Genomic DNA, 20,213 nt, shown 5'->3' on the forward strand with positions numbered 1-20,213 from the left:
GTCTTTAACATTGAAGAAGACTTGATTTGTGAATGTTGATGTCAGATTTGTCGCAGTCGACTGTTTCGAGTGCCGCGCCTTATCTGTGGTCGTTGGTGCTGTCGTTCGCCACGCTGCTGATCAGCATCCTCCTCCTCTACATCGCTCGATTCAGCGCAAGGCTTGAAATCAAGGATCTGGCCGCTCTTCGCTCCATGTTTGATCGCTTTCCGGCGTGGGGAAAGCGTGCTAGTTGGGCACAGCAAAACAGTTTTGAAGCCTTCACGATCCATGCACCTGCGGCACTGCTTTCTGTTGTTGCTGTTTTGAACGGACAACCCCTTCCGTCCATCACCGTTGCGGTTGCTTTGGCGCATCCAGCGCTACGTGTTGCTTACATCAGTGCCTATCTCTTCAATGTGCCCATCGCTCGATCCGTGGCTTGGCTCCTGGGTCTGCTGTGCAGTGGAATTCTTTATGGCGTGGGATTGGCAGCGCTTGTGTAGCGATCGATGTTGATAGCTCTTGAGGTGATTGAGGTGGATGTCTTTTGACTGGGTCTTGTATGTGAGTCCACTGTCTGAGTTTCAGGTTGATTCCTTTTTGTTTTGTTTGCCAGCATTCAATGCTTTGGGCATAGCGGCCTTATTGTCTAGTTATTGCAGCTGATCTTTCGGAGTTTGTGCGCAGATCTGTGCGCATAGCTGAAGCATCGGTTGCTCTTCCGTACGCACGCGCCAGATCTCCAGCAGCAGGTCGCGTTCCCGGTTAAGAGCGCACGACGCACGGTAGGCGTCGAAGTCCGCAAAGATGTTTGGAAACACCTGTCGATATGGCACCCACCAAAAGAGAGATCCTCGCCGCATCCGCAGGCTGGGTGGCCGTCACCTTGAACGTGGTGCCGGGTTTAGGCGCCGGGTACTTGTACCAGCGCCGCTGGAAGGCCTACTGGATTACATCTGCTCTGGCCACTGCCTGGTTCGTGCTTGGGGCAGTGCTTGGGCAAGGAGCAGAGGATGCTCAGGATATCCAAAACCAATTGGTTGGACTGGTTGGGTTCATCGCTCTGGCGGCTGGAACAGCGGTTGAAGCCGGCTTAGCCGTGAAAAAATCTCGTGAAGAGTACTGAGAAGCTTTTGACGCGGCTTGCTGAGCACAAGCCAGTAATGGAGTGGAAGATCCTCAATAACTAACTCGTTTGGGGAAGATTTGCTTCTAAGTCAGTAAGTGAAAAGAGTGAAGGTTCAAAATGTGACTTCAAGTTCAAGCCATATGAATGCAGAAGTGATGCCTGCTTGGGAGAAGGTTACGCAATTAAAAGTGGGCAGAACTGAGTTCAGTGATGACATTTCAAGAATGTGCAGGGTTTAGGCGAGTTGATTCACGGAAAATGAAATTAATATAAGATCAGAGATAGATAGATGCTGAAGTTGGATCCAGTTGGTAGCATTAGTGATCTGGCTTGAAAGAGTTGAACTCTGGCACCATTCGACGCCTCATTCTCACGCTGGCTACAGGGTATCTAACTGTATTTGGTGTTAAACAAATTCCTTACGAATTTCAGAACGAATGGCTAGTTCTTGTTCCAGCGCTCATCCTTGTTTATGCGTTAACGGTTTGGGTTGAAGGTAAGATATTCAAGGATAATGCACTTGATATATCAAAAAGTAATAAGCCTAAGCCTCAGATCAGCAAAGCCCCCAAGAAAGGGTTTGGTTCTGACTGACTCCCAAGCGCTTGCACGCGGTTGCCATGGCGTGGTTTCGCATGGTCATGGTTATTGGCCGGTGGTTTACTGATCGACTCGTATTCGCTCGGATCCGCCAAGTGTTGCCCCTCGGGTCGCTAAGTCGTACATTTCTTGGTGGATATTCTTTGATTCATTTGTAAACCAATTCGTTAATTCTGGCGTCGTGTATTTTTTAGGTCCAAGGTCTAGGAATGTATATTCAAGGGTAATGAAGTCTCCTCCCGGTGTTTTGTAGCCAAGCTCGAGAAGGATTAGGCCATGGGGAAAAGGGGTGTTGATCTGGGCTTGCGTGGAATGACGTCCAATTTCAATGGATTTGTTAGCAGTAGTTCCATCGCCTGATGCATCCCTAATTCTTATCATTAACGTCGTGCCTTGGTTCTGACTTATTAATTGCTGCGTCTGCTTCCTCAGGCCCCATTCGCAATTAATTGTATTGGACTTGGTCGAGGCCTTAATAAAGGAGAGGTCTCTCTTCAAGGTTTGGGTGTTTTTTTCTTGTCTTAACAGCCCTAGCTTTGAGAGAAGCCACTTCATGTCGCCTATTTTTGGTGAGACTGTTTTTAGCTCATTTACTGGTGCCACTAAGAAATTCTTCTCAATGCTTAACTTGAGTATCTATTGTTACCAATGGTTCGCAGAATTCTCTTCCTCGCACGTATGGGGCTGGTCTCCATAGGCTGCAAAATTCTCGAACTGTGAGCGTTGTAACGCCATGGCTTTGATGATTGAAGCCATGACAAAGGGGCTTTCTTGGCAAGTTCAATGGCTTCGGAAGATCTGATTGCTCAGACCCCGCGAGGTTCGTCCATTCAAAGAATCGACGACGGTAAGTTTTTGGTGTGTAATAGCGAGAACTTGTGCTTCTTCACCCGCAGCCTTTATCTGGCTGAAGAACAATTGGAGGAGATGGAGCTTGGCTACCGCTTCCCTTACTCAACCAACTTCCGTGAGGTGAAAGTATGACTGATGTAAGCAAGTTGGCTGGCTCCATTGATTCCAGTGGGGAAGAGAAATGGGTTGAATGCACGTTTTGCATTCACGCTTCACCCCGTCGAAAGATGGGGTTTTTCAATGGTCACTGGATTGGTGGTGAAGAGCGCCACAACTCTCCTGCAGCTCATTTGGTCGCTGTCAGTGACTCATTTGTACGGTGCTGTCCCCTTGGCAGCATTCATGTTGGCTCTGGAGTCCCCAAGACCTCCATCCAATGGATCCACAGCCATTGGGCGCTGGACACCACTGACTCCCTTCTGACGATGCAGGGAGTCAGATCAGCGTTGAACTGCTTTTAGAGATGCTGATGTCCATTCCAAAAGAACCTGCGCGGGTTGAGCTGTTGAGCTACACGCAACCGGACGGTGAAGAACTCGTTGGCCTCGCTGTGGAATTAGGCCAAGAACCCAATGGTGGCGTACAAGTACGGGTACTAATTGATTCAAATGTCGTCAACGACGTAACAGTGATCCCCTTGCATCAAGGCGGCTGCTGCGAATAATTGGCTATCGCCATAGCGAGAGCAAGATTTGTTATTCCTGTCAAGACCATCAGCACAGGATTGGGAGCAATAAATCTTCCCGTCTTTGTTCAAGGATTGTTCTGGGACAGCACGATGGCTACAAGGCTCACCAGGCATCCCCAGCCGACCGGCTTCTCTGTCGGGGTATTTGTATTTGTGGCGTCGTCCATGCGTGGCATGGCGTGCAGTCTGACGACGTATTTGCCTCGTCAGTGTTGACCGGAAACTGGGCTTGGCACGCCATCCCCACAATCGGTGGATCAGCCTCAGAAGGCAATGAGCACGACAGCTGATTGCCAGAGATTGCACCGCTGACGAGAGTGTGTGCATTGAGATCGGAGGAGCCCATGACGGCCGACACTCCACCGCAGCAAAACGCAGAAGTCGCCTGACTTTTCAAGCCACTGCATCACAAGTTTTCTCACCATCCACGGGCTTGCCCAAAATCCCGGCACCGTCTCGTCGGGGGGCACTCACCAGAGTCAGAGAGTCCACTACCTGGAACCTTGGCCCCAGACGCTTGAAGAGCCCGACACTTCGCCTCTCGCCAGTAATGGCATGCGGCATGGCCCCTGTCTTGGGAAAGCGGGGGTGTCGGAAGCGAGCAATAGGAGAGGTCACCCCATTCCTGTCGTAGGTGGGCTGGCCTCTCAACTCCTGATCTAATCAAGGGTTCAACATGAAAAAACGAGCGAGCTAGGCCGTCTTTCCATCGGGAAGGGCGGCCTTCCTTTTTGAGGAGGATTTAGGCATTAAGCCTTAGCCATCGGCGAGAGAAAAAACAGCAGACTCTTACAACCCACAGAGGCTGCATGAAAGGACTTCACACGAACGTTGCTTACTTCAGTGGCACCGTTGCGATTGCAGTTCTTGTTATGGCTTTTGTCGTCAAAGCAACGGCTTAAGAGCCTTCGACCTTGACACGGAAGGTGCTTGGCGCATGGCTGATGTGATTTGGGTCGATGGTGGTGCCAGAGACCCCAATGTTCCAACGTTGTTCCAAGTGGCTGATGTCGATACCGGCGTCATTAACTGGGTCAACGCTGACCTGGTGACCCACATCGTTCCCAGGCTTTGACGTTGCAGATACATAAGCTTTGATTGGCTCAGCTTTCTTGTGAGCTATGGCCTTGATCAAAGCGTTTCGCAACTGGCTGGATTCTTGGAAGAGTCAGCCAATATCCGAGCCAATCGAATCCAGCTCCAGCAGTCAGGAGCGCGATAGCGGGATCACCATTTTGGGTTGACCCACATCGTTCCAAGGGTCTGAATCGCTACCGCTGACATCCTTGGCCTAGGCCTTAATTGGCGAATGAGAAGGCGTTACTGGATTCCCTCGGCTCTGCTTGTCACTCTGGGTGGCCTAGGAGCTCGGGGCTACTACAGCCAAGCAGACGCATTTCTCCCAACAGAGTCGGCTGGAAATGACGCTGCTTCTTCGGCTGTAACCGACAAGCAGGGCAAAGCCCACTTTGATTTCAAGAGCTCAGGGATCATCTCTGACTACAAGAGGTGCGACTGGACCCGTGCCCAGCTCAACAAGGCTGAACCGGGCACAGGAGACGACCATTTCAAATGCGAAGAGCTCAAGTCTTATGTGCAGCCTGTTGAAAGGTTGAAGGCTGCTTCGCGTCAGGACTTGGTTCAAAGCTGTGAGCAGGCAATCAAAGCTGCTCTCTGGGATCCAGGGAGCTATGTCTTCGTAGATCACCTGTACGTCGCCAACAAATTCAACGGTGTCGATGTTCGTTTGACCTACTTGGAAAACGACGGTTATGGCGGTCGTGATCAGTGGCAAGCAACCTGCAGTTACCAGTTGTGATCAGACGTTGATCACGTTGGGCGTTCCAAGGGTCTGATCGACACCGCTATTGGGGTAACCAGCACGACATCGCTTTTGTACTTGGCGTCCCAAAGTCGTGCGGAATTTGAGCGCTTTCGGATGGCCCGCTTCATGATCCATTGGTGCGCCCCCGATCCCACCAACGAGAAGTACACGCAGGCGATCGTTGACTACATCAAAGGCGGAAAGCCCATGGATGAGTACGCGGGCTTCAAGGTGTTGGCACGTCAGATCCACCCTCACCTCGGTGGTGGCTGTCTTTTGGTAGAAGCCGACAACCTCGTAAAAGTCCAGAAGCACACATACCCCTGGACCAAGGGTCTCGGCATTACCGCGACGATCACTCCTGGTCTCAGCGATGAGGAGTATGTCGAGCTCGAAGAAAGCATGAGCAGCTGAGTTGTTTCAACCGAAAATCCCGTTGATTAGACCTCGATCACGTTGGGCGTTCCAGTTCAACAATGCCTTGTTTTTGGCCCTGCTCTAGTGGGCTAACGCAACCAGGCAGCACCCTCCAGGGCCTAACGGCTCCTGAGGAAGGGAGGCTACTGAGGCCGCGAGAAGAACTCTGTCCTTCCCGAGCGATGCGGCATCGGTGATTGCAAGTTCGCCGCGCTACTTAGTTTCTCTACGAACGCACCAACTTTCTTCGGAATTCCGTTGCACAGAACAGTGTCTCCGGCGATCGCTCACGCAGGAGACAGGGGTTCTGCCAGCTCTCGGATCGCTCTTCCGAGGCCGTCGCGTGTGGAGGAACTCCCCATGTCCGCGCAGAGCAAATATGGGGGCAAGCAGCGTGATCGGCAACACGTCATTTGATCATTTTTCGATTTCAGAAAATCTCCCGTGAAGACCTGTGATCCTTGTAACCTCCAACACCGACGGAATGTCTCTCGTCCGCCCAAATCACTGATTGCGACTGACTTCTCATAAGGACGGATGATGTGGGTCATCAGCTATGGCCAACCATCAAACGTCGATCACGTTGGGCGTTCCACCCTCCAACTGATCCGGCGACCCACATCGTCCCTCGCTGTTGAAAACTCTCAGCGGGGCCTCATATCCAATACGAATAACGGTCTTATGAGTGAAGGGTCCAAGCAACGAGGCACGACCCAGGCGACGCTCACACCTGGGTTTTTTCTTGTACTGCCTTGTCTTCGAGCTTGTGCTCGAGGCTGCTGGCGTAGCGGCCGATCAGCACGCCCATCACTGCTGCGAGGTAGAGCGGTCCGGCGACGCTCGTGGCCACACTCACCATTCGAGCGAGGGGCAGCACCGGACTGATGTCTCCGAAACCGACGGTGGTGAGGCAGACGAAGGCGAAGTAGTTGATCGCTGAAAAGATGCGGGCGCTGGCCAGAACGCTGGTATCGCTGAAATTGGTCAGTTCCAGGGGTTCGAAGCTGCCGGGCTGGATGGTCTCCAGGGCACTCATCACAAGCCCTGCGGTGAGGCCGATGTGCAGATACCCCGCGGTGGCGCCCATCAGCAGCGCTTCGGTAACGCGTTTTGTGCTGGCGAGGCGTGTCACCAGGCGGATCACGCTCCAGCCCACCAGCACGCTCCAGCTCAGGGCCAGCGGCATGCCGCTGTAGATCAGCTCCAGGGGTGTGAGGAGCCAGAGCCACATCGTGGCAACTGCGAACAGTCCCAGACCGCGATACAGAGCATCACTCCAATCCGGAGCGTTGCTGCTCCCCACCATGACCTGCGTAAGCAGTAAGGCAATCAGGGTGTAGCCGATGTATGTCGCCCAGTCCAAGCGAGGAAAGGCGAAGCCAACGGTGGCGATCAGGGTGCAGAGCAGCAGCAATTTCAGCTGCGTGCCATCGCGCAGCAGGATTCGCTGAACCAGTCCCACCAGCACTTTGGCAACTGCGGCTGCCCCCAGGGTCGGCAGCAAGCGACGGCTGTCAAGCGCTGTTCAGTCCAGGAGGGACAGTTGCTGGTGGTTGTGCTTGCTGGATGCTGGCTTCAGCGTTAGGCATTCCCATGAGTCAGGTGGCGATGGCGTGAGCATCGGCTCGAGGGCGCGACGGTGGGCCCCGTCTCCAGGTTCGAGCCAGATACTTTCCAACCCGTCGGGAATGATCACAGGCATCCGATCGTGCAACGGCTTCAACATGCTGTTCGGACGTGTCGTGATCACGCAGCACGTCTCCACTTCACTGCCATCGGGTCCAATCCATCTGTCCCAGATGCCGGCCAGCCAGAACAGCTGCCGGTCTTTGCGACGGATCAGATGCCCCTTCTCAAAAAAACCCGTGCTGGGAAGAAGGCAGCGGTGATGACGCCATGGACCTCGGAAGGAGGCTTTTTCCGCAATGGTTTCTGCGCGGGCATTGATCGGTCGTGGAGCCTGAAGCGGGTCCTTGACCCAGCCCGGCAGCAGACCCCAAAGCATGTGGGAGAGGCGCTCTTCGCCATGCTCACGCCGTACGGCAAGCACCGGCTCCTGGGGGCGGATCAAGTCGCGGGGGGCGTAGTGGGCCAGCCATGCGCTGTCGTCCGGCCGAAGCCAGCTGTTCAACACCCGCTGCAGTTCAGCGCGAGGCGTTTCGAGGCAATAGCGACCGCACATCGCCAGAACCTAGGTGCCGTTCGGTTCTCACACCCATTGATTGCAAGAGATCCCTCGTAGCGTGTCTGGACTTTCAGGTCATCCATGCCGATCCGCCAGGACGACAACCAGCCGAACCGTCGCTTCGGGATCATCAACCTGGTGCTGATTGGCTTCGGTGTGTTGTTGCTGCTCAGCAGCTTCATCCCCAGCAATGGCATGCAGCAGGTGCCCCGGGTGCCCTATTCGCTGTTCATTGACCAAGTCAATGACGGTGCAGTGAAGCGGGCGTTCATTACCCAGGACCAGATTCGCTACGAGCTCAGTGATCCAGAGGAGGGCACGCCTCCAGTGCTGGCCACGACGCCGATCTTCGATATGGATTTGCCGCAGCGCCTGGAAACCAAAGGCGTTGAATTCGCTGCAGCACCCCCGAAGAAGCCCAATATTTTCACCACCATCTTGAGCTGGGTGGTGCCTCCACTGATCTTCATCCTGGTGCTCCAGTTCTTCGCCCGTCGCTCAATGGGGGGTGGGGCGCAGGGCGCTTTGAGCTTTACCAAGAGCAAAGCCAAGGTGTATGTGCCTGATGAAGAATCGCGAATCACTTTCGCTGACGTTGCAGGCGTTGATGAGGCGAAGCAAGAACTTACGGAGATCGTCGACTTTCTCAAGCGGCCTGAGCGCTACACAGAGATCGGTGCCCGTATTCCCAAGGGTGTGCTGCTCGTCGGCCCCCCTGGCACCGGCAAGACCCTTCTCTCCAAGGCCGTCGCCGGTGAAGCGGAGGTGCCGTTCTTCATTATTTCCGGCTCGGAGTTCGTTGAGCTCTTCGTTGGTGCAGGTGCCGCCCGGGTGCGCGACCTCTTTGAAGAAGCGAAGAAGAAGGCGCCCTGCATCATCTTTATTGACGAACTCGATGCCATCGGCAAGAGCCGTTCGGGCTCCATGGGTGTCGTCGGAGGCAATGACGAACGGGAGCAAACCCTCAACCAGCTGCTCACCGAGATGGATGGTTTCGCCGCTCAGGACAAGCCGGTGATCGTGCTGGCTGCCACCAACCAGCCAGAGGTGCTCGATGCAGCCTTGCTGCGTCCAGGTCGTTTTGACCGTCAGGTTCTGGTGGATCGTCCGGATCTGTCTGGACGGAAAACCATCCTTGAGATCTATGCCAAGAAGGTGAAGCTGGCCTCCGGCGTTGACCTCGACAGCGTGGCCCAAGCCACCAGCGGTTTTGCAGGTGCTGATCTCGCCAACCTGGTCAACGAAGCCGCTTTGTTAGCAGCTCGGGCACAGCGCACCAGCGTTGAGCAGCAAGATCTGGGTGAGGCGATTGAGCGTGTCGTGGCAGGGCTTGAGAAGAAGAGCCGCGTCCTGCAGGACGATGAAAAGAAGGTGGTCGCTTATCACGAAGTTGGCCACGCGATCGTGGGTCATCTCATGCCAGGTGGCAGCAAAGTGGCCAAGATCTCGATCGTGCCCCGCGGTATGAGCGCTCTCGGTTACACCTTGCAGTTGCCGACGGAGGAACGCTTCCTCAATTCCAAGGAGGAACTTCAGGGTCAGATTGCCACCCTGCTGGGAGGTCGCTCCGCCGAGGAGATTGTGTTCGGCAAGATCACCACAGGGGCTGCCAATGACCTGCAGCGAGCCACTGATCTGGCTGAGCAGATGGTGGGCACCTACGGCATGAGCGACACCCTTGGGCCGCTTGCCTACGACAAGCAGGGCGGTGGTCGTTTCCTGGGGGGTGGCAACAACCCGAGGCGTTCCGTGAGCGACGCCACTGCTCAGGCCATCGATAAGGAGGTTCGCGGGCTCGTGGACCAGGCCCATGACGATGCCCTGGCGATCCTGAGGGAGAACATGGCGTTGCTGGAAACGATCGCTCAGAAGATCCTTGAAAAAGAGGTCATTGAGGGGGATGACCTTAAGCACATGCTCGAGGCGAGTGTGCTGCCTTCAGGCGTGACCGCTTGACGGCAGCGGGCCTCATCCCCGATAACTGTCCTTTGAACCGTTGCGATGGCTACCGCTCCTGCGGGTGTTGCTGCTGTCCTCTCTCCGCTCTACGGCCGTGATTTCCTGTCATCGGCGGACTTCTCCGCCAATGAAACAGCGGCGTTGCTGGATCTGGCTGCACAACTGAAGAGCGGTGATCGTCGGATCGATCTCGGCAACCGTGTGCTGGGTTTGATCTTCAGCAAGGCGTCCACCCGAACCCGCGTCAGTTTTCAGGTGGCCATGGCCCGCCTCGGTGGTCAAACGGTTGACCTCAATCCTTCTTTGACGCAGCTCGGCCGCGGGGAGCCCCTGGAGGACACCTCCAGGGTGCTTAGTCGTTACTGCGACGTGTTGGCGATTCGAACCTTCGCCCAGCAGGAACTGGTGGACTACGCCCACTGGGCCACGGTGCCGGTGATCAATGCCCTCACCGATCTGGAGCATCCCTGCCAGGCTTTGGCTGACTTCCTCACCATGCAGGAAGCTCATGGAGCGCTTCCCGGGCAGACCCTTGCCTATGTGGGCGATGGGAACAATGTGGCCCACTCCTTGATGCTGTGCGGTGCACTGCTGGGAGTGAATGTGCGGATTGGTTGTCCGGAGGGTTTCGAGCCTCTGCCGGGTGTTCTCGAACAGGCCCGATCTTTGGCGCAGCAGGGGGCATCGATTGATGTGGTGACCGATCCCCGCGAGGCTGTAGCCGGTGCCCAAGCCGTTTACACCGACGTCTGGGCCTCGATGGGCCAGGAAGCTGAGCAGATGCAGCGTGAGCAGGCCTTTGCAGGCTTCTGCGTGGATCAAGCCTTGATGGACCTGGCGTCCTCGGAAGCGATCGTTCTGCACTGCCTGCCAGCCCACCGTGGTGAGGAGATCAGTGCCGAAGTGATGGAGGGAACGGCAAGCCGCATCTTCGATCAAGCGGAAAACCGCCTGCATGCACAACAGGCTCTTTTGGCGGTGTTAATGGGAGGTCTTTGAAGGTGTTGCGGTGTCTTTTGCTGCTCTTGATGTTCACGGCTAGTGCGGCTTCAGCGGTACAGGCCACCAGCAAAAAACAGCAGAGCACCATTGCCCGATGGACAGGAGAGAAGATCTGCGAGATGGGCGTGGATGCTTTTTATGCGTTGCCAGACCCTGAGCTCAAAGCGTTATTTGAGCGAGACACGTCGATGAGCTATGAGGACATTCCCGCCTCTCCCAATGAGCAGGAGCGGGCCCGGATCACGGGTCAGTTGATGGGTTATCTGATGGCTGCGTGCCCGCAACAGCTTGAGAACTACAAAAACCGCTGAAGAGCCTCGTGATGCGCAAGGAACGTTGTTGGGTCTGGTTCAAAGGTGGCCTGTCTGAAGAGGGGCAGTGGATGTCCGGCTGGGTGGCGACCCAAACCGATCAACCGGGTTTGGTAATTGAACATCCCGGTTACGTGACCTGTCGGGTCCCTGAATGGCGCGTTGTCTTTAAGGAACCCCAAGATCTCAACGTGGCGCCAAACATCCCAGAATCTGCTTTGTGGAAGCTGGTCTGACCTGAACCAGCGGTTGCGGAGCCGGGTCGGGAGCGGTACAAATGTATTGCCCGAACTTTTTCTGCGGTGACCCCTGCCCTTCAGGAGCCTCTCACCTCTGCTCAGCAAGAGCTTTACGACTGGCTTGCTGATTACATCGGCACGCATCGACACAGTCCATCGATTCGCCAGATGATGCAGGCGATGGGGCTTCGCTCGCCCGCTCCGATCCAAAGCCGGTTGCGTCATCTCCAGCAGAAAGGATGGATCACCTGGCAAGAGGGCCAGGCACGTACGTTGCAGCTGTTGGGTGAGATGGTGGGGGCAGCAGGGATCCCTGTTCTTGGGGCCGTCGCCGCCGGTGGCCTGGTCACAGCTTTTGATGACGTTCAGGAGCACTTGGACCTGGCGCCTGTGCTGGAGACCCGTGGTCTGTTTGCGCTGACGGTCAATGGCGATTCGATGGTCGACTCTCACATCGCTGATGGAGATGTGGTGCTGATGGAGCCTGTTCAGGATCCCCAGCGGCTACGCAACGGCACGGTGGTTAGTGCTCTGGTGGCCGGCAGCGGCACCACGCTTAAGCACTTCCATCGTCAGGGCGCGACGGTAGTTCTCGAAGCAGCCAATCCTGCTTATCAACCGATTGAGCTCCCAGCCGAGCAGGTGGAGGTGCAAGGTCGCCTCGTTGCTGTCTGGCGTCAGGTCTGAGGCCTTTGCGGTGTAAGCTCTGATACGACGGCGGTCGCACGAAGCTTCCACGTCGCAATGGGGCCATAGCTCAGCTGGTAGAGCACCTGCATGGCATGCAGGGGGTCAGGAGTTCGAATCTCCTTGGCTCCACTAGGTTTTCACTGAGTGGATCAACCCAGGTAGTGCAAAACCAAGTGCAAAAGGGCACTAGGTCAGGCGCTTTGCACTATTTCTTGCACTAACTCCACCAGTACGGACTCCAGGATTAGATCCCTCTGGAGTAGGTGCAGTCCCGCGCCCATCGTTGAGATAGCAGCGCTCAGATCGTGCTCAGCCATGCAGGCGCAGCATCTCGCGATCGTCAGGTGGTCTGCCCACATCAATGCTTTCCCCGCACCAGATCAGTGTGCCGAGGGTTTTAGACAGACTCCACCCCATGGCGAATAAGGACCGCGCTACCAACCCCCCGCCGGAAAAACCGGGCGGTGAAGGTTGGCTGGTGAGTCCTGAACAGCAACTGCTTTGTCAGTTCAACCCCGACTCAGCAACGGTCTATGCGCAGTGGGTTGCGGTGCGCACCTATCGCTGGGTTCCGCCTCGCCCACCAGTGCCTCAGACCCGCAGACGAATGCTGCGCCACAACGCCATCGAGGCGTGGGACAAGATGCTTAAAACAGGTTGGCGGCGGTGTTCACCACCAGTGAGATAAACGGTGTCAGGTGACGCACCAACTGCTCAAAACGGTTCGCTAGACCTAGTCAGTCAGTGGAGAAATCATGGAAATCCACATCGCACACTCTCAACCAATTGGCGCACTCATCTTTGACGGCAAGCACAAGCCATTTCATGCCTTGGCCTGTCCATTGCGGCGTTCAATATCCAATAGGAACAGCAAGCGAGGCTGAATCACGATCGTTCCTGTAATCACCAGGCACAACGCCATCGAGGCGTGGGACAAGATGCTCAGAACAGGCTGGCGGCGGTGCAGGCCGCCGGTGCGGTGAGTCTCTTGATCAAAGTTGATCGCGGGTAGGCACATCCCAGTCGAAGCATTCATGTGCCCCGACGAGATGACGAAGGCAATACGACAAGCCTGAGGTCTTGCTGGATGTGTTCTTGAATCCCCGTTCGCGGCACTCAGTGATGGCAGCGGCTTTACCGGTCTCCCGGTCACGCTCCAGCTGCCATTCCTGCAGCCGAGATAGAGCCGAACCAGGCTTCCGTACTGTCTTTAAATGAACAAAAGATCTCAATTGCAATGCTTTTGCTTTTGGGTTATCTATATGTATTGGTGCATCTAATGCCTTGAGAAGTTTTAACAAAAGAATCGCTATTTGGGTTACGGAGAAGGTGGGAACGATGTGGTTTGCTTATGCATTTTGCTTGTTGGCGTTGATCTCGCTACCTGAAGCGCTGGCTTCAGAAGATCCTTTGAAGATAGTGGCATGGACAGCACAGACGTTTCTTCAGCTTGTACTGCTGCCGATTATTATCGTTGGTCAAAATATTCAAAGTGAGATTGCTGAACGGCAGGCGGATACGGACAGCAACACATTGATCGCGATCAGGCAACTTGCAGAAGAAATCCACGAAGTGACTTACAAATCACAGGGGTTTTAGCTTTTGCGCACTTGCAGCTCGGCACTATCACGTCTACCTACCTCAAAACCGCAGGCGAATGCTTCGGCACAATGCCATTGAGGTGTTGGACAAGATGTGCAAACTAGGCTGGCGGTCTTGCCCAGCACCAGTGGAATATCGCTGTGATGGAGAAGAGGAGGCGGTTTTTGGAACATCTCCTAATGGTTGTGGATAACCATCAGACAGGGCTTTTGGGAACTTCCGAATACTTGATGATTTCGACCTAGGGCACACCGCCGATCCAATGAGGCAGTGGACAACTGGTCAGTGCATCGGCCATAAAAAACGCACCCTCCCGAAATGCCGTATGCGAAGCCCTGAAATCGGGCAGAACAATCAACCGGAGGGAGCTACCTTCTAAAGCAAACAGCGATTCTCACCACAACACAGAACCAACAAATGGAATCGGTCATCAACGAAATCGAGTTCCACTTCGACCAGACCGTCAGCATCCGAACTGACGTGAAGCTGAGCAAGGAAGATGTGAAGCAGATCGTCTCAGAAGCTCCCGAAGAGACGTTGGAGGAGATCGTCTATCAAAGTCTGGTGACCGACGAGTTGTACCTGAGAGCAAGAGCAAAGGAGATCGTCGCCAAGCTGAAGCAAGAAGACCTGGAAGTGAAAAGGATCGAGTACTGGAACGACGAAGGACATAAGGTCTGAGCCTGTAAGCGGGCTGAAGCCAGTCAAACTCTCGGCTGAGCCTCAGAAAAGATCTGAAGAAGGCTTTTTTAAATAGAAGGGCAGCGAGGGCATAAATCACCCGATTCAGGCGCCCTGCCTCCCCGCCTGGCTTTTTTATTGCTTCAGCTCAACGGGGCAGCACTCAGGTGGTCACGTTTGAACTATGCCCCGCGACATCCGCATTAACCCCACCGGGTTGACAAAGGTTGCATGATGAACATGTTCACTATGAACTTTTCCATGGCAAATGTCCGCGAGATGGTCAACGTCCATCTGCCCGTCGTGCTCAAGGTCATCAACAGCGCCGCATTGGTCGCTATTGCTTTGTCCAGTCTCTGCGCAGCAGAGTCACTGAAAGAGATGGCCGGCCAGGGTGCTGCTCCAGCAGAGATTATCGAGACGGACTGAACCTCTCATAAAGAAGGGGGCGTTTTGTCGCCCCTTTGACGTCCTTGAGGCATGGTGTTCGGATCTATCGGTCTCTGCATCCCCTGAAAAGACGCATCAGAGGAGATAGGAATGAGCGGAACTACTGCTTGAACACCACCGTGAAAGTGTCCTTGATCTTCTAGTTGGATAGGGTCAGCTACCTAAGGAAGCGGTGCAAACTCTTCGCTCTGACCTGGAAGAGGTGATTGGGCCGGGTACCTGAAGAGAGGTAAAGCCTGGTTGCTTTTGTAGCGATACGCTACAGACTTCATTTGTACGGTGCAGAGACCGTGCGCTGGAGGGTCGGGGGTGGTGCCTCGGCCTTTTTCTTTGATCGGTCTGCCGAGTGGTTAGGGAACATTTCAGGCAATACGTCTGAACCATGCCTCAACAGCTGCCATTCCATTGCCCTGCTCCCCCTGCGCAAGCGGTGGATGTGTAGTGGCATCACAGGCCTTGGTAACCCGTGGCCACGGAACGGTTACTCGGCAAGATTGACTCGTTACTGACAGCAGCGGAGCAGGACAGGCTCCTGAATTGGCTCCTGGGTGTGCACCTTTAACCAGTTGGTGGAGGTGCTTTTCAACCGATACGGCGAGGGTTGATTCAGAGAGAACAAGATCAATACTCCTTATCGAACTCGCCATTGCCGCTGTCATCTGGACCCCGGCCAATGTCTTTGCTTGCAAGTGGCTTGCTGATGCCTAATCAGCTTTGTCGGGAAGCCTGATGCTTGAGCCTTAAGGTCGTTTTTCCTGCAAGCTGAAAGTAATGCAAGACCCGCAAGAAATAAGAAGGGGGGTGTAGTGATTGTCGCTGTTCATCTCCCGACAAAACCTTACACACTCCAACCCGTAACCAATGGCGGGGTTTTTGTTAAGTGGCTGATACTGTGTGGCTTCGTATGTAGTCCCAGGCCTCTTCTGGAGTGTCGGAAAAATGAATTAATTTCAAGTCATCACTTGAAATTAAGCCTGTCTCGCCAAGGTATTCAAAATTCACAAGCCGATTCCAGAAGTCTGTCCCAAATAGGACAATTGGCATGCTTCCTTTTGTGCCAACTTGCCTCAAGGTTAGTAGCTCAAAAAGTTCATCTAGTGTGCCAAATCCACCTGGAAAGAGAATGGCTCCGATAGAGCGCATCACAAAATGGAATTTCCGAAGAGAGAAGTAATTAAAGTTAAAGCAAAGGTCTGGGCTGATGTAGGGATTTGGATGTTGCTCAAACGGTAGGGAGATGTTGAGTCCGATCGATCGGCATCCGGCTTCAAAGGCACCTCGGTTCGCTGCTTCCATGATTCCTGGTCCACCACCGGTCACGATCACGTGTGATGAGCAGCCATTGCCTTTCCCCTTGTTGCCTTGGCCATGCTGTGATGCCAACAGGGCGAATTGACGGGCTGAATCATAAAAATGAGAGAGCTCCACTAAATGTTGATCACGAATCACCTGTCTTTTTAGGGTTGACGAACCCGGGTTTTCGCTTAGGCGTTGTTCTGCTTCCTGCAGTCTCTGTGTGGCAGTTTCCCTGTCGACGATTCTTGCTCCACCAAAAACAATGATGGTTGATTCAATGCCGGCTGTTTGCAGATGAAGATCTGGTTTGGTGATCTCAAGTAGCATCCTCACACCGCGCATGGCGCTGCTGTTCAGTAATTCTGGATCTTCATGGGCAATTCTGTAGGTTGTTGATTTCAGAATGGCATCCAGATTTGTTTGCTCGGGTTTTGAGTAATTAGCAAATTGAGTCATGGTGATGAGTGCTTGGTTATGTCGTCATGAATCAGAGGATGTTTGCGGCTAGCTCAGCAAGTTCACTGCGCTCTCCCTTCGTGAGGGTCATGTGTCCCACTAGGGGCTGACCTTTGAGCTTTTCGACCAGCCATGTGAGCCCGTTGCTTTCCGCATCGACATAGGGGTTGTCGATTTGATAGGGATCACCGGTGAAGACAACCTTTGTGCCTTCGCCTACCCGCGTGACGATGGTCTTCACTTCCAGGGGAGTTAGGTTTTGCGCCTCATCTACCACCAGAAACTGATTGGGAATCGATCGCCCTCGAATGGTGTTGATGGCTTCAACCTCCAACAAGCCCATCCCCTGGAGGTCTGCCCAGGCGTTGCGTGGCTCTCGCTGCTTTTGTCTTTTCGACTGGTCAGCATCATCGCCAGGTGAAGTGCCGGTGATGAAATCAATGTTGTCGATGATCGGCTTCATCCATGGACCGAGTTTTTCTTCAAGTGTTCCCGGCAGGTAGCCAATGTCTTTCCCGAGTGAAATCGGCGGACGCGTCACCAATAATCGTGCGTATTGATGGGTATCAGCGACTTGATGTAAACCAGCTGCCAGGGCCAACAATGTTTTGCCTGTGCCTGCCTTTCCCACCAACGTCACCAGTGCGATGGATGGATCGAGGAGTAAATCGAGCGCAAAACTTTGCTCTCGGTTTCTCGCTTTGATGCGCCCTAAATGGGCTCGATTCAGCCACTGCAGCGATTTGATTGTGTTGCTGTTTGCTTGATGACGGGCAAGTAGCGTGTGGTTGTTGTTTTGTTGATCCACCATCACCACGCCTTCATTGGCTTGGAGATGTTTCCCCTCGGGATCTGTTACTGCTGAGAGAGAGAGTTGATCTTCGTCATGCAGTGTCTTCATCAACTGAGCATCTGTGCTTAGCTCACGGAATCCCGTGTACAAATCGTCGATGGAGACGTTGTCATTGATGTAGTCCTCGGCTTGTAGCCCCACCGCATCAGCCTTGATCCTCAGATTGATGTCTTTGCTGATCAGCACAACCTCAGGCGCCTCTTTCAGGCCACTGCATCGCATCTGCTCCAAGGCCACCGCGAGGATGTTGTTGTCGCCGCCGCCAACCCCCAGCTCTGGAGGTAATTCCTTGAGGGCGTTAGTTTGACAGAAAATCACTTGCAGCATTCCCTTGTTAGTGCCTTCAATCATCACGCCATCAGCAAGGCTTCCGCGCTGTCGATAGGAATCCAGGAGTCTTGAAATCCTGCGGGCATTCCTTCCTTTTTCAGAGTGATCTTTTTTGAATCGGTCGATTTCTTCGACCACCTGCATTGGAATGACGACTCTCAAGTTTCCAAAGCGGTGTGGGGCTTCGGGGTCGTGGAGCAGCACATTTGTGTCGAGAACAACAACTTTTCCTTTCATTGATTTTCACCACGGAGCGTTTATTTGGAATTGGATCAAGTATTGGCAAGCTTAGTTTTTCTGATTTATTTTCCGTATTTTGCCAGTTCTAGGCAATGCCTTGCTTTGCGTGATGGGTCTTGAGTTTCTCTTTTCTGGTTCTTAGAGAAAGGTTGACTCCGCCTACTTTTGGATTGGTTCGTGACGCATAAGCCTCTTGAAAAGTGATTGTAGTTTTCCTCATCTTTCTTGTCCTCGGCTGTATCTTCTCTACTCCTTTCGCGTTTGAATGCAATAGGTACTTTACCTTTGCCGTTACAAACGCAAGCTGTCTTCCGTCTCGGCCAGTTATTTGCCTGGCTTCTTTTTGATTTTTTCTGGTGCTACGGATGATTCTTCAGGTGTTGGCTTTTTTGTTCTGATTTTGGTTGTCTGATCTTTGAGTGCTTGTATTTCGATGATCTGTTGTATTGAAATCTGTATTCATGCCGATGAATCGCAGCGATCTCGAGTTCTGAGGCGTCGAGCTTTCAGGATGTTGCTGTCTCGGATCTCGGCCATCTCGCCAGGGGGTGAACAACAGGAAATTGCCGGCCACCAGGCCAGCCGTCACGATCACCGCGGCAAGCTGCTCGAGCTTTTCAATGGTCATCCCTGCATTGTCATGCTCCCCCTTCGCTGAGAGCAGTTTTCGATCAAGGATGGTGAAGCTGGCCCACTAAGGGTGACGTCTCACGCGTTTCCTGATCGGGGCTCAGCCCTGCCTGCAGTTCCAGGCATAGGGCAGCCCCCAACATCGCCATTGTCACGGCAAGCCACTGACTGAACCTGAATTGCCGTTTTGGTTTGCGAAAAATACAGCGGGTCATTCCCAGGACCTTGCTTCTCATCCTGGTTTAACTGTGTTTTTAGCTTGAAAATGAAGCGTTCGCTCAGTGATGTATGGGAAACCTCTGAGTTAATCAGTTTCAGGTTTCCTGAGGCTTTTCCAGATCGCGGCGAATGAGGGCCAGCAGGTAGGAGGGGGATTTGTAACGGGTTGGAAGGCAGCGGTTCAGCGTTTCAAGATGTCCCCAGCAGACGGTGCGTTCAATGTCCTGAGCTGTTTTCCCTTGCTGGAGGAGGCGCCTCAGCGCCTTGCAATACATCGGATAGCCCGCCTCTAATTCACCGATGGTGAGTTTCGCCTGAGGCATAGGACCACTGAAGCCAGTTCCAACCTATGCCCCCGTGGGTCAGGCTCAGGTTCCAAGCCATGCGACACAGTCGATTTCCACCCTTGCTCCCTTGGGTAGTGCTGCCACTTGAACGCAGGCCCGTGCTGGGCTGACCCCGCTCCCAAACACTTCGGCATAGATGCCATTGACGGTCTGAAAATCGCTGAGGTCTGCCAGGAAGACCGTTGTGCGAACCACTTGTTTAGGCGTGGCTCTGGCCTCTTTTAAGACAGCGACGAGGTTCTTTAGTACCTGATGCGTTTCCGCGGCGACATCACCGTTTCCCACCATCTCCCCAGTGGTTGGGTCGAGAGGAATCTGCCCAGAGCAGTAGAGCCACTCGCCGGCAAGGACGGCTTGGTTGTAGGGCCCAACCGGTGCAGGCGCGTCTTGAGTGGTGATGGCCTTGGCGCTCATGGGGTTTTTCTTCACGCGATCACCATGATCATCGCCTTTGGTGATCCTGTTCTTCGCGTTGGTTCATCCCGGTCTCCACTGATCCTTCCGTGTGCGCAGCACCCCCAACTCGGTGGCTGTTTTGGCTTGCAGGAACAGGTTGGTGCGACGTTCCACACCGATGCTGCTCGGAAGGCTGAGGGCGCCTTTGGATCGAAGGGTTCGCACCTCCTGCAAGCGGTCAGCCAGAACCGTTTCTTCAGGCCGTTGCTCAACGGCCCATTGCAGGTTGGCCTCTGTGTATTCATGGGCGCAACAAACCTTGGTCTCCTCGGGCAGTTGGGCCAGCTTTTGCAGGGCTTCATGCATTTGTTCAGCTGTGCCTTCGAACAGGCGGCCGCAGCCTGCTCCGAACAAGGTGTCACCGCAGAACAAGACGGGGCCCATGGCCTCGTCTTGCAGGTTCGGGATGAAAAAAGCGATGTGGGCCCTGGTGTGGGCGGCGACATCCATGACGTCCACCTGCTCTCCAAGCACGGTGAGCTGGTCACCATCCCCCACCGGCATGGTTTGAAAAGGAATCCGCTCTCGGTCAGCTCTGGATGCAATGACCTCGGCTTTGGGCCAACGCTGCAGCAGCTCCGGTGTTCCACCGATGTGGTCGGAATGGTGATGGGTCTGCAGCACCGCGGCCAGGTTCAACTGGCGTTGCTCCAACCAATCACGCACCGGAGAGGCGATGGCGGGGTCGATCACAACGGCCTCCTTCCCCTTCACCCAGACCCAGATCACGTTGTCTTGCAGCACCGGCAGGGCATGAAGTGAGTAATGCATCGT

The 20,213-nt window shown here is 54.2% G+C and carries 26 protein-coding genes, 1 tRNA gene and 1 pseudogene; 19 read left to right on the forward strand and 9 right to left on the reverse strand.

The features are described 5' to 3' along the window. Positions 1-38: 38 nt before the first annotated feature. The 3 genes from FZZ88_RS01975 to FZZ88_RS01985 all read left to right on the forward strand — a co-directional run bounded on the left by FZZ88_RS01975 (position 39) and on the right by FZZ88_RS01985 (position 1,705). Entirely contained in the window at positions 39-485 is a 447-nt protein-coding gene (locus FZZ88_RS01975) for an MAPEG family protein (RefSeq protein WP_166016756.1), read from the forward strand. A gap of 326 nt (positions 486-811) precedes the next feature. After that, positions 812-1,108 carry a hypothetical protein gene (locus FZZ88_RS01980; RefSeq protein ID WP_166016937.1) on the forward strand — a complete coding sequence of 99 codons (297 nt, stop codon included), beginning with the start codon at positions 812-814 and terminating at the stop codon, positions 1,106-1,108. Positions 1,109-1,441: 333 nt separating this feature from the next. Beyond that, a complete protein-coding gene (locus FZZ88_RS01985) occupies positions 1,442-1,705 on the forward strand; it encodes a hypothetical protein (RefSeq protein ID WP_226423634.1) in 264 nt (87 codons plus the stop codon). A 66-nt stretch (positions 1,706-1,771) separates the two neighbouring features. On the opposite strand, the gene FZZ88_RS01990 is transcribed toward FZZ88_RS01985, so the two are convergent. Further along, entirely contained in the window at positions 1,772-2,266 is a 495-nt protein-coding gene (locus FZZ88_RS01990) for a DUF4912 domain-containing protein (protein WP_166016755.1), read from the reverse strand. A 228-nt stretch (positions 2,267-2,494) separates the two neighbouring features. Here FZZ88_RS01990 and FZZ88_RS01995 point away from each other — a divergent pair, with 228 nt between their 5' ends. The 5 genes and pseudogenes from FZZ88_RS01995 (at position 2,495) to FZZ88_RS02020 (ending at position 5,490) form a co-directional block, all read left to right on the forward strand. Continuing rightward, positions 2,495-2,695, forward strand: coding sequence for a hypothetical protein (locus FZZ88_RS01995; protein WP_115023659.1), 201 nt, complete (start codon positions 2,495-2,497; stop codon positions 2,693-2,695). A 331-nt stretch (positions 2,696-3,026) separates the two neighbouring features. Continuing rightward, positions 3,027-3,227 carry a hypothetical protein gene (locus FZZ88_RS02000; protein WP_166016487.1) on the forward strand — a complete coding sequence of 67 codons (201 nt, stop codon included), beginning with the start codon at positions 3,027-3,029 and terminating at the stop codon, positions 3,225-3,227. Between the two features lie 940 nt (positions 3,228-4,167). Further along, positions 4,168-4,326 (forward strand): annotated as a pseudogene (locus tag FZZ88_RS02010) (DUF3104 domain-containing protein); the annotation flags it as partial. Between the two features lie 234 nt (positions 4,327-4,560). Next, positions 4,561-5,070 carry a hypothetical protein gene (locus FZZ88_RS02015; protein WP_166016752.1) on the forward strand — a complete coding sequence of 170 codons (510 nt, stop codon included), beginning with the start codon at positions 4,561-4,563 and terminating at the stop codon, positions 5,068-5,070. A 120-nt stretch (positions 5,071-5,190) separates the two neighbouring features. Next, positions 5,191-5,490 carry a DUF3303 domain-containing protein gene (locus FZZ88_RS02020; RefSeq protein WP_166016751.1) on the forward strand — a complete coding sequence of 100 codons (300 nt, stop codon included), beginning with the start codon at positions 5,191-5,193 and terminating at the stop codon, positions 5,488-5,490. A gap of 727 nt (positions 5,491-6,217) precedes the next feature. Here the strand turns inward: FZZ88_RS02020 and FZZ88_RS02025 are convergent. Further along, the gene (locus FZZ88_RS02025; RefSeq protein WP_370520001.1) at positions 6,218-6,937 is read right to left on the reverse strand and encodes a potassium channel family protein; all 720 of its coding nucleotides are present in this window, start codon (positions 6,935-6,937) and stop codon (positions 6,218-6,220) included. Positions 6,938-7,018: 81 nt separating this feature from the next. Beyond that, positions 7,019-7,675, reverse strand: coding sequence for an SOS response-associated peptidase (locus FZZ88_RS02030; RefSeq protein ID WP_166016750.1), 657 nt, complete (start codon positions 7,673-7,675; stop codon positions 7,019-7,021). Positions 7,676-7,759: 84 nt separating this feature from the next. Between FZZ88_RS02030 and ftsH the strand changes: the two genes are divergently transcribed. The 11 genes from ftsH to FZZ88_RS02085 all read left to right on the forward strand — a co-directional run bounded on the left by ftsH (position 7,760) and on the right by FZZ88_RS02085 (position 14,591). Further along, positions 7,760-9,634 (forward strand): ATP-dependent zinc metalloprotease FtsH, encoded by a 1,875-nt coding sequence (gene ftsH, locus FZZ88_RS02035; protein ID WP_166016749.1) that lies wholly within the window; start codon positions 7,760-7,762, stop codon positions 9,632-9,634. A 45-nt stretch (positions 9,635-9,679) separates the two neighbouring features. Continuing rightward, on the forward strand, positions 9,680-10,636 hold the full coding sequence (gene argF, locus FZZ88_RS02040) for an ornithine carbamoyltransferase (RefSeq protein ID WP_166016748.1): 957 nt from the start codon (positions 9,680-9,682) through the stop codon (positions 10,634-10,636). A gap of 29 nt (positions 10,637-10,665) precedes the next feature. Then, the gene (locus FZZ88_RS02045) at positions 10,666-10,950 is read left to right on the forward strand and encodes a hypothetical protein (protein WP_166016747.1); all 285 of its coding nucleotides are present in this window, start codon (positions 10,666-10,668) and stop codon (positions 10,948-10,950) included. 11 nt (positions 10,951-10,961) lie between these two features. Further along, a complete protein-coding gene (locus FZZ88_RS02050) occupies positions 10,962-11,186 on the forward strand; it encodes a hypothetical protein (protein WP_166016746.1) in 225 nt (74 codons plus the stop codon). Positions 11,187-11,252: 66 nt separating this feature from the next. Further along, a complete protein-coding gene (gene lexA / locus FZZ88_RS02055) occupies positions 11,253-11,876 on the forward strand; it encodes a transcriptional repressor LexA (RefSeq protein ID WP_166016745.1) in 624 nt (207 codons plus the stop codon). 59 nt (positions 11,877-11,935) lie between these two features. Next, a tRNA-Ala gene (locus FZZ88_RS02060) sits at positions 11,936-12,008 on the forward strand. A 286-nt stretch (positions 12,009-12,294) separates the two neighbouring features. Further along, positions 12,295-12,567, forward strand: a complete 273-nt coding sequence (locus FZZ88_RS02065) for a DUF1651 domain-containing protein (protein WP_166016744.1) — start codon at positions 12,295-12,297, stop codon at positions 12,565-12,567. A 232-nt stretch (positions 12,568-12,799) separates the two neighbouring features. After that, a complete protein-coding gene (locus FZZ88_RS02070) occupies positions 12,800-12,862 on the forward strand; it encodes a hypothetical protein (RefSeq protein ID WP_230332801.1) in 63 nt (20 codons plus the stop codon). Between the two features lie 355 nt (positions 12,863-13,217). Beyond that, positions 13,218-13,478 (forward strand): hypothetical protein, encoded by a 261-nt coding sequence (locus FZZ88_RS02075; RefSeq protein ID WP_166016933.1) that lies wholly within the window; start codon positions 13,218-13,220, stop codon positions 13,476-13,478. A 420-nt stretch (positions 13,479-13,898) separates the two neighbouring features. After that, on the forward strand, positions 13,899-14,162 hold the full coding sequence (locus FZZ88_RS02080) for a hypothetical protein (protein ID WP_166016742.1): 264 nt from the start codon (positions 13,899-13,901) through the stop codon (positions 14,160-14,162). Between the two features lie 261 nt (positions 14,163-14,423). Next, entirely contained in the window at positions 14,424-14,591 is a 168-nt protein-coding gene (locus FZZ88_RS02085; protein ID WP_230332798.1) for a hypothetical protein, read from the forward strand. 897 nt (positions 14,592-15,488) lie between these two features. On the opposite strand, the gene FZZ88_RS02090 is transcribed toward FZZ88_RS02085, so the two are convergent. The 6 genes from FZZ88_RS02090 to gloB all read right to left on the reverse strand — a co-directional run bounded on the left by FZZ88_RS02090 (position 15,489) and on the right by gloB (position 20,210). Beyond that, the gene (locus FZZ88_RS02090) at positions 15,489-16,364 is read right to left on the reverse strand and encodes an LOG family protein (protein ID WP_166016741.1); all 876 of its coding nucleotides are present in this window, start codon (positions 16,362-16,364) and stop codon (positions 15,489-15,491) included. A 31-nt stretch (positions 16,365-16,395) separates the two neighbouring features. Further along, complete coding sequence (locus tag FZZ88_RS02095; protein WP_166016740.1) at positions 16,396-17,784, reverse strand: PhoH family protein; 1,389 nt, start codon at positions 17,782-17,784, stop codon at positions 16,396-16,398. A 376-nt stretch (positions 17,785-18,160) separates the two neighbouring features. Beyond that, positions 18,161-18,415: a hypothetical protein gene (locus tag FZZ88_RS02100; RefSeq protein ID WP_166016485.1), complete on the reverse strand. Its 255-nt coding sequence runs from the start codon at positions 18,413-18,415 to the stop codon at positions 18,161-18,163. Positions 18,416-18,731: 316 nt separating this feature from the next. Next, positions 18,732-18,959 carry a DUF3136 domain-containing protein gene (locus tag FZZ88_RS02105; protein ID WP_115023604.1) on the reverse strand — a complete coding sequence of 76 codons (228 nt, stop codon included), beginning with the start codon at positions 18,957-18,959 and terminating at the stop codon, positions 18,732-18,734. Positions 18,960-19,004: 45 nt separating this feature from the next. Further along, positions 19,005-19,397 (reverse strand): Rid family detoxifying hydrolase, encoded by a 393-nt coding sequence (locus FZZ88_RS02110; protein ID WP_166016932.1) that lies wholly within the window; start codon positions 19,395-19,397, stop codon positions 19,005-19,007. Between the two features lie 63 nt (positions 19,398-19,460). Further along, a complete protein-coding gene (gloB, locus tag FZZ88_RS02115; RefSeq protein ID WP_166016739.1) occupies positions 19,461-20,210 on the reverse strand; it encodes a hydroxyacylglutathione hydrolase in 750 nt (249 codons plus the stop codon). Positions 20,211-20,213 lie beyond the last annotated feature (3 nt).

It is taken from the genome of Synechococcus sp. PH41509 (assembly GCF_020514285.1).
Taxonomy (GTDB): Bacteria; Cyanobacteriota; Cyanobacteriia; order PCC-6307; family Cyanobiaceae; genus Parasynechococcus.